Source organism: Thioalkalicoccus limnaeus, from assembly GCF_041197575.1.
GTDB lineage: Bacteria > Pseudomonadota > Gammaproteobacteria > Chromatiales > Chromatiaceae > Thioalkalicoccus > Thioalkalicoccus limnaeus.
In genome coordinates this window covers 264,865-275,222 of record NZ_JBDKXB010000004.1, presented here as the reverse complement: position 1 = coordinate 275,222, position 10,358 = coordinate 264,865, and the positions used below count along the sequence as shown (strand labels likewise).

The window sequence follows — 10,358 nt, the reverse complement described above, 5'->3', positions numbered from 1 at the left end:
CGACCGACGCGCCGTCCTTGACCAGCACGCAGCCGACCCGCGGGTTCGGGTCGGTCGTGAAGCGGCCGCGCTCGGCGAGCTGGAGCGCCCGGGCCATCCAGACCGGATCGGCGCTCGTCGTCAACCCTTCTTCTCCAGCTCGCCGAGCAGGTCGAGCTGTTTCCGCGTGGCCTCGGGCGACAGTTGGCGTTCGAGCCGCTCGATCTCCTCGCGGAACGCGTTGACGTCCTCGAACTTGCGGTAGACGGACGCGAAACGGACGTAGGCGACCTGATCGAGCCCGCGCAGCTCATCCATGACCAGCTCCCCGATCCGCCGCGCGGGCACCTCGCTCTCACCGCTCCCCAACAGACGCCGGTTGATCCGCGCGAGCGCCGCATCGACGTCCTCGGTGCTGACCGGGCGTTTCTCCAACGCGCGCATCATGCCCGAGCGCACCTTGCGCCCGTCGAAGGGCACGCGGCTGCCGTCGCGCTTGATGATCCGCGGCAGGTTGAGCTCGGCGCTTTCGTAGGTCGTGAAGCGCTCCTTGCACACGACGCAGCGCCGCCGCCGCCGTACCTGATCGCCCTCGCCCGACAGGCGCGAGTCGGTCACCTTCGTATCCTGGGCACCGCAAAAGGGACAGCGCATCGCCGACTCTCCGCGTGGTTCTGGCCTCGCCCTGCGATCGGTGTGCCCGCGTCAGCCCCGCTCGTAGACCGGGAAACGGGCGCAGAGGGCGAGGACCGTTTTCTTGACCCGATCGATGACGGCTTGTTCGCCGCGGGCATCGATGACATCGCACATCCAGCCGGCGAGCTCGCGAGCCTCATCGACACCCAGACCGCGGGTCGTGATCGCCGGCGTGCCAACGCGAATCCCGCTGGTGACGAACGGCGACTGCGGATCGTTCGGCACGGCGTTCTTGTTGACCGTGATGTTCGCGGCGCCGAGCCAAGCGTCGACGTCCTTGCCGGTCAGGCCCTGCTGGATGAAGCTGACCAGGAACAGGTGGTCGTCGGTTCCGCCGGAGACGACGTCGAAGCCGCGCGCGAGAAACACCTCGGCCATCGCGCGGGCGTTGTCGATGACCTGTTGCTGGTAGACGCGGAACGCCGGCTCCATCGCCTCCTTGAAGGCCACGGCCTTGGCCGCGATCACGTGCATCAAAGGCCCGCCCTGGGTACCGGGGAAGACCAGGGAGTTGAGTCGTTTCTCGATCTCCGGGTTGGCCTTGGCCAGGATCAGGCCGCCGCGCGGGCCGCGCAGGGTCTTGTGCGTCGTGGTCGTGGTGACGTCGGCGATCGCGACCGGGCTCGGGTAGAGACCGGCGGCGACCAGGCCGGCGACGTGCGCCATGTCGACGAGCAGATAGGCACCGACCTCGTCGGCGATGGCCCGGAAGCGCGCCCAGTCGACGACCCGCGAATAGGCCGAGAAGCCGGCGACGATCATCCGCGGCCGGTGCTCGCGCGCGAGCCGCTCGACCTCCGCATAGTCGATCTCGCCGGTGGCCGTATCGAGCCCGTACTGAACGGCCTTGTACAGCTTGCCGGAGAAGTTCGGTTTGGCGCCATGTGTCAGATGCCCGCCATGGGCGAGACTCATACCCAGCACGGTGTCGCCGGCCTCGCACAACGCCATGTAGACGGCCGCGTTGGCCTGGGATCCCGAGTGCGGCTGGACGTTCGCGTAATCGGCGCCGAACAGCTGCTTGGCCCGCTCGATCGCCAAACGTTCGGCGACATCGACATGCTCGCAACCGCCGTAGTAGCGTTTGCCGGGATAGCCCTCGGCATACTTGTTCGTCATGACCCCGCCCTGGGCCTGCATGACGCGCGGGCTCGTGTAGTTCTCCGAGGCGATCAGCTCGATGTGCTCTTCCTGGCGGCGCTCCTCGTCCTGGATCGCCTGCCACAGCTCATCGTCATAACCCGCGATTTGCATGGATTTGTCGAACATAGGGGCTTCCTCAGCGGCAAAAACGGCTCATTGTAGCCGTTCGCAGTGGGTACGTCGTCGTGATGAACGGGCGCACCGCGGCCACCGCAGGTCATGGAGTTGCGAACAAGGCGATGTGTGGCAGCCCCGGACAACGCGGAGCAGGATGACCTCTCGGGGTCGAAGGAGCAACGAGGAGGTGCAGGGGCTCGCCGTCAGCCGATCTGGCGTGTCAAACGCTTGCTGTCGCTGCACCGCGAAAAGGTGAGCCGCGCCGCGGGCACCGATGCGCGCGGCGCTCTGTCGAGAGCGCACCTCGGCGGTGCGCTCGTCTTCGGACTGGCCTCCGGGACTCCGCTGGTCGGCCCTCTCGGCGCGACCCTACCGAACCCGAGCCCAGCGTCCGCTCGGTTCGACCGGAGCCCGCGAGCTGTTCATGGCGCGGCGGGGTCGCGCGGGGTCAGTTCCACCTCGGTCGGCGGTGGCGGGGGCGGCGCCTGGTATTCCTCGCGGAATCGGGCGACATCGGCCGGACCGAGCGGGGCGAGCGGATGATTGCTCAGCGTGATGCAGCCTTCGCGACACTCGTCGACACAACTGTTGCACAGGATGCACAGGGTGTGATCGATGGCCCAGGTCTTGGCCTTCTTGTTGGTCACGATCGCGTGGGTCGGGCACTTGTGCGCGCAGATGCCGCAGTAGTTGCAATCGTCGATCTTGAACTGGATGTGCCCGCGGGTGCGCGCGTAAGGGGCGCGCTTCTCGAACGGGTAAAGGCGCGTGGCCGGCTTGTGGAGCGCGCTCTTGGTGACGAGCGCGGAGATCGAGTACCAGGGTACGGTCATGACATCATCTCTCGGTGCAGCTCACGCAGGGGTCGATCGACAGCGTGATGACGGGCACATCGGCCAGGTCGCAGCCTTTGAGCATGTGAACCAACGGGGCGATGTTGGCGAAGGTCGGGGTGCGGACGCGGAACCGCTGCAGGTTCTTCTTGCCGTCGGCCTGCATGTAATAGCAGACCTCGCCGCGTGGCTGCTCGAGCCGCCCCATGACCTCGCCCTGCGGACGCTTGCCCTTGATCGAGACCTCGATCTCGCCGTCGGGCATCCGCGCGATGCATTGCGCGATCAGATCGAAGGACTGGTTGATCTCGCGCAGGCGCACCTCGCAGCGGGCGAAGCTGTCGCCAGCCTGTTCGACGACCGGCTCCCAGTCGAGCTCCGGATAGGCGGCATAGCCGAGCCGGCGGCCATCGAACGCGATGCCGCTGGCGCGGGCGACCGGGCCGACCGCGCCGAGCGCGTGCGCGTTCTCGGGTTCGAGCATGCCGATGCCGACCGTGCGCTTACGGATCGTGCGGTCGTTGCGGAAGATGTCGGCCAGTTCGTTGTACTCGGCCTCGATCTCGCGGATGTGGCGGCCGATCCGTTGCAGCGTCTCGTTGTCGACATCGCGACGCACACCACCGACCTTGCAGGTCCCGTAGATGACCCGTCCGCCGGCGGTCTCCTCGATGATGTCGACGATCTGCTCGCGGATCCGCCAGCTGTGCTGGAACAGGCTTTCGTAGCCGAAGGCGTCGGCGACCAGGCCGAACCACAGCAGGTGGCTCTGGATGCGCGAGATCTCGGCCCACATGGTGCGCAGATACACGGCGCGCGGCGGGACCTCGAGGCCCATCAGCCCCTCGACGGTTTGGCAGTAGCCCTGGCTGTGGATGAAGCTGCAGATGCCGCAGATCCGCTCGGCGACATGGGCCATGTCCAGGTAGTCGTGATGCTCGGCGAGCAACTCGAGGCCGCGATGCACATAGCCGACCGACGGCAACGCCTGCATCACGGTTTCGTCTTCGAGCTCGAGATCCAGATGGATCGGCTCGGGCAGGACCGGATGCTGCGGCCCGAACGGGACGATGGTGCGATTGGCCATGATCTATTGCTCCGGGTTTGCGGCCGGCTGGGAACTCGCGGTCGTGGGCCCCTTCTTGGTCGTCACGGATCCGGCGAAGGGGATCTTGGTCTTGGTCCGCAGGAAGTTGCCGCCGTAGTCGATGGCGAGGCCGGGGACCTCGAAACCGAACAGGTCCTTCAACTCGTTTTCATAGGTGAAGGCCGCCAGGAAGATGCCGCTGATGCTCGGCAGTTGCGGGTGCTCCCGGGATATCCGCATGCGGTAGTTCGCGCAGCGATAGTCCTTGTCGAAACTCGCCATGACCTCGAAGTGATCGGGACGCGCGGTCCCGGTCATCTGCACCAGGCGATAGCCGTCGGCACGGAGCCCTTCGGCGGTCGCGACCCATTGATCCAACTCGATCTCGTTGAATGGTTCGGCTTGGCTCATGATTCAGGCCACCTTGCGTTGCCGCACACGATTCTTGCTACGCTCCTCGAGGACCCCGAGGGCGCGGACGACGCCGTCGATGATGCTCTCGGGCCGGGCGGCACAGCCGGCGACGTAGACATCGACCGGGATCACCTGGTCGATCCCGCCATAGACATTGTAGGCCTCGCGAAAGATCCCGCCGCTCAGCGCACAGGCGCCGATCGCGATCACGGCCTTGGGGTCCGGCATCTGCTCGTAGAGGTTCTCGAGGACCTTGCGCGACTCCTCGTTCACCGAACCCGTGACCATCAGGATGTCGGCGTGCTTCGGATTACCGGTGTTGATGATGCCGAACCGCTCGACGTCGTACAGCGGCGTCAGACAGGCCAGCAGCTCGATGTCACAACCATTGCAGCTCGTGGCCGCGTAATGGAGGATCCAAGGGGATTTGGTCAGGAAGCTCATGATTAGGCTCAGATGAACGGCAGCACCAGAAGGTTGGTCACACCGAAGAGGACCGCGACCCACCAGGAGGCCTTGACGGTCGTGCCCCACTTGAGTCGTGCATTGGTATTGTCGACCAGGACCTCGGCGAAGAACAGGACCACGGCGATCGGCAGGGCCCACAGCAGCCCGAGCGGGCCGAAGAACAGGTAGAGCCAGGCCAGCAGGATGACATTCTCGTACCAATGGCCGATCTCGACCAGGGCCAGGTCGCGGCCGCTCATGTCCGTCGTCAAGCCCTTGACCAGCTCCTGGTGGCCATGGTGCGAGGTACTGATGTCGAACGGCGACTTGCGCAGCTTGATGGTCAGGACGAACAGGAAGCCGATCAGGACGCCGAGCAGTTGCACGACCTGCGATGGCTCGCCGGCGAGGATGTCGGCGACCTGGAAGCTGCCGACGACCAGGAAGAACCCGAGCGGCACGATGATCAGCATCGGCTCGTAGGCCATCATCAGCAGCATCTCGCGCGCCGAGCCGATCTTGCTGTAGGGCGAGTTCGTCGATTCGGCGGCCAGACACAGGAAGATGCCGGACACGGTCATCGCGAACAGGCTGAGCAGCAGGTTGCCGCCGAGGAAGATGATGACCCCGGCGATCACCATGAAGAACAAAAAGGCCCACAGATACAGCGTCTGCAGATGGGTGACGACCGTCGTGTCCTTCTCGAACAGCTTCAGCACGTCGTAGAAGGGCTGCAACAAGGGCGGCCCCTGCCGGGATTGCATCCGCGCGGTCAGGCGCCGGTCGATGCCGGCCAGCAAGCCCCCGACGACGGGGCCCAACACGATGAAGGCGAGCGCGAAGCCCCAGTATTCGAGATTCATAGCGCCGCCCCCATGAGCATCGCGATCATCAAAATGCCAGCGGCGATCAGCCCCTGACGAGTCAGCCTCTGTTCATCGAGAAACGCGGTCAGGTAGTAACCACGCGCCGTGACCTCGCGCTCGCCGCCCATCGCACCGCGGTAGGACGCGCTTCCAGCCACGTTGGCGCCGGACAGATAGCCGCTGACGGTGGCGTAATGCGGTGGTCGCAGCCAGAAGAGCACGGGCAGCAGGAACATGCCGGCGAGCATCACCGACATCAGGATGAAGGTCTCCCAGTGGGTCGAGTCCGACGGCGGCGGCACCAGACCGGCATCGGCCAGGGCCTGCGTGTAAGGCAGGATGAAGGCCCAGTCGACGAACGGATACAGCACGCAGGCCAAATAGGTGAGGCCGGTCAGGGCGAGCAAGGCGAAGGCCTGTTCGCGTGGCACCTCGGGCATCGGCTCCGGGGTACGCCTGGGCATCGCGACCAGCTTGCCCATCCATTTGGTCCAGAAGAACAAGGTCGGGGCACTGCCGAAGGCCAGGATCGCCATCAACAGGATGCCGCCACCGGGAAAGACATCGACGGTCAGGAAGGCCTGAAAGCAGGTGTACTTGCTGATCAGCATGCCGAAGGGCGCGAGGAACATGCCGAGCATGCCGACCATCAAGGTCATCGCCAGGACCGGGCGTCGGTACACGAGCCCATCCATGTCCTCGATGTCTCGACTGTGGACCAGGTGTTCGGTCGTGCCGACGCTGAGGAACAACAGAGCCTTGGCCACCGCATGGAACAGGATCAACAGCATCGCGGCCCATAGGGTCGCCGTGGTGCCGACGCCGGCGCACATGACCACGAGCCCGAGGTTCGCGATCGTCGAATAGGCGAGGACCAGCTTGGCGTTGCGCTGATTGACGGCAATCAGCGAGGTCGCGAGGAAGGTGACGCCCCCGATCAGGGCCAACAACAGCCCGACCTCTGTCCCGTGATAGACGGGCGCGAACTTGACGAGGATGAAGACGCCGGCCTTGACCATGGTGCTCGAGTGCAGCAGGGCCGAGACCGGGGTCGGGGCGACCATGGCGCCAAGCAGCCAGGTGTGGAACGGCATCTGGGCGGCCTTGGTCAGACCGGCCACCGCGATCAATGCCGCCGGGATCAGGGCCGCAGCGCCGCCGTTCGCGATCACGACGTCGAGCTCCCAGGTTTGCAGCTCGGGGTTGAAGGTCAGCCACACGATCGCGGCGGCGAAGAAGACGCCGCCGATCAGGTTCATCGTGAGGGCCCGGTAGGCGTTGCGCATCGCCTCGGCGGTCCCCGAATAGCCGATCAACCAGAAGGAACAGAGGGTCGTGATCTCCCAGAAGAAGAAGAGCCCCGGCAGATGATTGGTCAGCACGATCCCGAACATCGCCGCGCAGAACAGGAAGACGATGGCGAAAAAGGCCGGCTGCCGGTCGCGCACCTCCGGATGTTGCGCATGGTAGTCGCGCATGTAGCGGACTGCGTAGACCGCGATCAGCCAGCCGACGACACCGACGATCAGCGCCATCAGGATCGAGAAACTGTCGACGTAGAAGGGCCGCGCGACCTCGGGATGCCCGGGCGCCAGTTCGGCAACCAGGATCAGCCCCATTTGCAGCAGGATCAGCGCCGGGATGTACCACTGTCGGACCGAGATCCGTCGGCACAGGTACAAAAGCACCAGGGCGACCGCGATCCCACCGAGCAGGAAGACCTGATCGAGGAGTCCGTTCCAAGTGTCACCGAGGCTGAAGAACTCGGGACCGGTACGGAAATAGGCGACGGCCAGGACGACCGACGCGATCGCCAGCGCGAGGGCCGACCAGCGCACGAATGCGCTGCGCAGATCCGCCGTTGGCGCAAACGCGATCGCCAGAGCAGCGAGTAGAGGAAAGACGATAAGGAAGCTGATCAACAACATGAGCCAGTCCTTGTCCGGGAATGAAAAGCTGGTACGACCAGCGCGGTGGAAGAAGACGAATCGGCCAGGCGGGCCGAACGACGCGCAGCCACCCCACCGCCGCTAGCGCGGCGATCGATCACAGTGGCTGGCGAGAGGGTTGTCAAAACAGATCGCTCTCTTAACGAGCTCGAATTGGACACGATTCGGATTGGCCGAATCTAGCTGTCAATTATGAGTGACGTCAAGGGGAATTGACGAAACCAGGTGTTGCGGAAACCCGTAAAGTCGGGTCAGATCGGCGCCGACCGACTCTATTTCCAAGCGCCTAAGCGGTTAAACAAAAAAGGTTTTCGGTTAGACCAACCCAAAGGCCCAGGTCAGAGAGCCCAGTGCTGAATTGTTTTTGTCAAGGCTAAGAATCGAGGATAGCCACCGCTTTTTAGCAAGGCTTGAGACGAATCTGTTCTGTGCGCGACTGAATACGAGACAATAAAAATAAGTCACACCGCTTCTCGCCAGGAAACGGGAATCAGCGAGCGGCATGCGGGGTGACCGCCCGATTGACCATCAGCCCTTTGGTCATACCAGTCCCCAATTCACGGTTACCCCGGGTGCCCATGCGGCGCACGAAACAGCCGATACGCTGCCGCATGCTCGGTCGGCATCGGTTGGGTGCGGTCGAGCCTGATGTGGGCGCATCGGCCTGCGAAGGCCGGATGGCACCGTCGGCCGGCCAAGGATTATCCGGCCTTGGCGGCCGCTAGGAATTCCAGCAACGCCTTCTGCGAGTGCAGGCGGTTCTCGGCCTCGTCCCAGACCACGGATCGAGGGCCGTCGATGACCGATGCGGACACCTCTTCGCCACGATGGGCCGGCAGGCAATGCATGAAGAGGGCGTTTGGACGGGCTTGGGCCATGATCCGGTCGTCGACCTGAAAGGGCGCAAAGGCCTCGAGGCGAGCCGCCTGCTCGGCCTCCTGACCCATGCTGGCCCAGACATCGGTGACGACCAGATCGGCCTCCGAGGCCGCCACGAAAGGATCGCCGACCAGCGTGCAATGGTCCCTGGCCTGGTCGAGCATGTCGCCGTCCGGTTCGAAGCCCTCGGGACAGGCCATGCGCAGCTCGAAGTCGAAGATCCGGGCCGCCTCGATATAGGAGTGGCACATGTTGTTGCCATCGCCGATCCAGGCGACCCGTCGGCCGCGGATCGCGCCGCGGTGTTCGAGATAGGTCTGCATGTCGGCCAGCAACTGGCACGGGTGGAGGCGATCGGTCAGGCCATTGATCACGGGCACGCGGGAATGGGCGGCGAAACGCTCGACGATCGCATGATCGAAGGTACGGATCATGATCAGGTCGACCATCCGCGACAGCACGCGGGCGCTGTCCTCGACCGGCTCGCCGCGACCGAGCTGCGTGTCGCGCGGCGAGAGGAACAGGGCGTGGCCACCGAACTGGGCCATCGCGGTTTCGAACGAGACACGGGTACGGGTCGAGGACTTCTCGAAGATCATCGCGAGCGTGCGGTGCTTGAGCGGCAGATAGGTCTCGCCGGCGTTCAGCATCCGTTTCAGTTCGATCGCGCGCTCGAGCAGCCGGTGCGCCTCGTCCGGCGTCAGGTCGGACAGCGCCAGGAAGTGCCGGCATTGGCGTGGGTTCACGGACATCGCGGTCATCCCTCTCGAGTGAAGCGCTGGATCAGGGCGGCCAGGGTTTCGATGATCTGGTCCGCCTCGGGCCGCTCGATGATCAACGGCGGCAACAAGCGAATCACCCGGTCGGCCGTGACATTGATCAGCAGGCCCTCGGCCAAAGCGCGCTCGACGAGCACGGCGCACGGCCGATCCAGTTCGATGCCGAGCATCAGCCCGCGTCCGCGGATCTCGCAAACGCCGTCGAGCCCCGCGAGCGCCTCGCGCAAGCCGGCAAGAAGATAGGCCCCCATGTCGCGCGCCTGGTCGATCAGGTCCTGGGTCCGCAGTGTCTCCAGGACCGCGAGCGCGGCACGGCAGGCCAGCGGGTTGCCGCCGAAGGTCGAGCCGTGGGTACCCGGACCCAAGACCTCGGCCGCCGCACCGCGCGCCAGACAGGCCCCGATCGGCACGCCGTTGCCCAACCCCTTCGCCAGCGTCATGACATCCGGCTGGATCCCGCTATGCTGGTGCGCGAACAGCCGACCGGTCCGCCCCATACCGGATTGGATCTCGTCGAGGATCAGCAGCCACCCGTGCCGATCACAGAGGTCGCGCAGCTGCGGTAGGTAATCATCGGGCGGGATCTGGATGCCGCCTTCACCTTGCAGCGGCTCGACCATGACCGCGACCAGGTTCGGCCGATGGGCAGCGGCCTTCGTGACGGCCTCCAGGTCCCCGTAAGGCACGCGCACGAAGCCCTGTACGAGCGGCTCGAACCCGGCTTGGACCTTGCGGTTCCCGGTCGCGCTCAAGGTCGCCAGGGTTCGCCCATGGAAGCTGCCTTCGGCAACCAGGATCGCCGGATCCTTGATGCCCTGTTGATGGGCGCGAAGCCGGGCGAGTTTGATCGCGGCCTCGTTGGCCTCGGCCCCGGAGTTGGCGAGAAACACGCGATCCATGCCGGCGAGACGCGTCAGCTCGCGACCCAAGGTCTCCTGTTCGGCGATCCGGTAAAGATTGGACGTGTGGATCAGGCGCCCGGCTTGATCACACAGGGCCTCGCGGATGGCCGGGTGAGCGTGACCCAGGCCACACACCGCGATACCCGACAAGGCATCCAGATAGCGTCGGCCTGCGGTGTCCCAAAGCCATACCCCCTCACCCCGAGCGAAGGTGACAGGAAGTCGCCGGTAGGTGGACATCAAGGGTTCACCCATGTCATCAACCCC

The 10,358-nt window shown here is 65.0% G+C and carries 10 protein-coding genes; all 10 read right to left on the bottom strand.

What is annotated here, in order from left to right:
• Window positions 1-120 precede the first annotated feature (120 nt).
• On the bottom strand, window positions 121-633 hold the full coding sequence (gene nrdR, locus ABC977_RS05530; RefSeq protein WP_369666243.1) for a transcriptional regulator NrdR: 513 nt from the start codon (window positions 631-633) through the stop codon (window positions 121-123).
• 51 nt (window positions 634-684) lie between these two features.
• Window positions 685-1,944, bottom strand: a complete 1,260-nt coding sequence (glyA, locus tag ABC977_RS05525; protein ID WP_369666242.1) for a serine hydroxymethyltransferase — start codon at window positions 1,942-1,944, stop codon at window positions 685-687.
• A gap of 413 nt (window positions 1,945-2,357) precedes the next feature.
• Complete coding sequence (locus ABC977_RS05520) at window positions 2,358-2,768, bottom strand: 4Fe-4S binding protein (protein WP_369666241.1); 411 nt, start codon at window positions 2,766-2,768, stop codon at window positions 2,358-2,360.
• A 4-nt stretch (window positions 2,769-2,772) separates the two neighbouring features.
• Entirely contained in the window at window positions 2,773-3,855 is a 1,083-nt protein-coding gene (locus ABC977_RS05515) for a hydrogenase large subunit (RefSeq protein WP_369666240.1), read from the bottom strand.
• 3 nt (window positions 3,856-3,858) lie between these two features.
• Window positions 3,859-4,266: an NADH-quinone oxidoreductase subunit C gene (locus ABC977_RS05510; RefSeq protein ID WP_369666239.1), complete on the bottom strand. Its 408-nt coding sequence runs from the start codon at window positions 4,264-4,266 to the stop codon at window positions 3,859-3,861.
• 3 nt (window positions 4,267-4,269) lie between these two features.
• The gene (locus ABC977_RS05505) at window positions 4,270-4,713 is read right to left on the bottom strand and encodes an NADH-quinone oxidoreductase subunit B family protein (RefSeq protein WP_369666238.1); all 444 of its coding nucleotides are present in this window, start codon (window positions 4,711-4,713) and stop codon (window positions 4,270-4,272) included.
• An 8-nt stretch (window positions 4,714-4,721) separates the two neighbouring features.
• Window positions 4,722-5,579 carry a respiratory chain complex I subunit 1 family protein gene (locus tag ABC977_RS05500; RefSeq protein WP_369666237.1) on the bottom strand — a complete coding sequence of 286 codons (858 nt, stop codon included), beginning with the start codon at window positions 5,577-5,579 and terminating at the stop codon, window positions 4,722-4,724.
• Entirely contained in the window at window positions 5,576-7,510 is a 1,935-nt protein-coding gene (locus tag ABC977_RS05495; protein ID WP_369666236.1) for an NADH-quinone oxidoreductase subunit 5 family protein, read from the bottom strand. The genes ABC977_RS05500 and ABC977_RS05495 overlap by 4 nt, the downstream gene beginning before the upstream one ends.
• Window positions 7,511-8,232: 722 nt before the next feature.
• On the bottom strand, window positions 8,233-9,162 hold the full coding sequence (gene argF, locus ABC977_RS05490) for an ornithine carbamoyltransferase (protein WP_369666235.1): 930 nt from the start codon (window positions 9,160-9,162) through the stop codon (window positions 8,233-8,235).
• 5 nt (window positions 9,163-9,167) lie between these two features.
• The gene (locus ABC977_RS05485) at window positions 9,168-10,346 is read right to left on the bottom strand and encodes an aspartate aminotransferase family protein (RefSeq protein ID WP_369666234.1); all 1,179 of its coding nucleotides are present in this window, start codon (window positions 10,344-10,346) and stop codon (window positions 9,168-9,170) included.
• Between the last annotated feature and the right edge of the window lie 12 nt (window positions 10,347-10,358).